Source organism: Burkholderia sp. AW49-1, assembly GCF_053427845.1.
Genome location: NZ_JBSAXF010000099.1, coordinates 1 through 655, shown reverse-complemented (window position 1 = coordinate 655; position 655 = coordinate 1). Strand labels below are relative to the sequence as shown.

1 protein-coding gene is annotated in these 655 nt (G+C 66.7%); it reads right to left on the bottom strand.

Annotated features, from left to right (window positions below):
- The coding region (locus ACV22W_RS33570; protein ID WP_448023832.1) for an aminotransferase class III-fold pyridoxal phosphate-dependent enzyme at positions 1–655 on the bottom strand (655 nt) is incomplete at both ends.

The window sequence follows — 655 nt, the reverse complement described above, 5'->3', positions numbered from 1 at the left end:
GCTTCACGCGCTCGACGATCCCCTCGTCGCGCAGCAGCTTCAGGTTCGCGACCGCCACCGCCGCCGCGACCGGATGGCCCGAGTACGTGAGGCCGTGATTGAATTCGCCGTTGTCGATGATCGGGCGCGCGATGCGTTCGTGGATGCCCACCGCGCCCATCGGCACGTAACCCGACGTCAGGCCCTTGGCCATCGTGATCAGGTCCGGCTCGAAGCCGAAGTGCTGATGCGCGAACCATTCGCCGGTGCGGCCGAAGCCGCCGATCACTTCGTCGGCGACGAGCAGGATGTCGTACTTGCGGCAGATCCGCTGGATTTCCGGCCAGTACGTCGACGGCGGGAAGATCACGCCGCCCGCTCCCTGGAACGGCTCGCCGATGAACGCGGCGACGTTCTCCGCGCCGAGTTCGAGGATCTTCGCCTCGAGCTGCTGCGCGCGTGCGAGGCCGAACGCTTCGGGCGTCTCGCCGGCCTGCGCTTCGCCGAAGAAATACGGCTGGTCGATGTGCACGATGTTCTCGACCTTCGACGGCATCTGCTCGTGCATGTAGCCCATCCCGCCGAGCGTGCCGCCCGCGATCGTCGAGCCGTGGTAGCCGTTCTTGCGCGAGATCACGACCTTCTTCTGCGGCTTGCCCTGCACGCGCCAGTACTG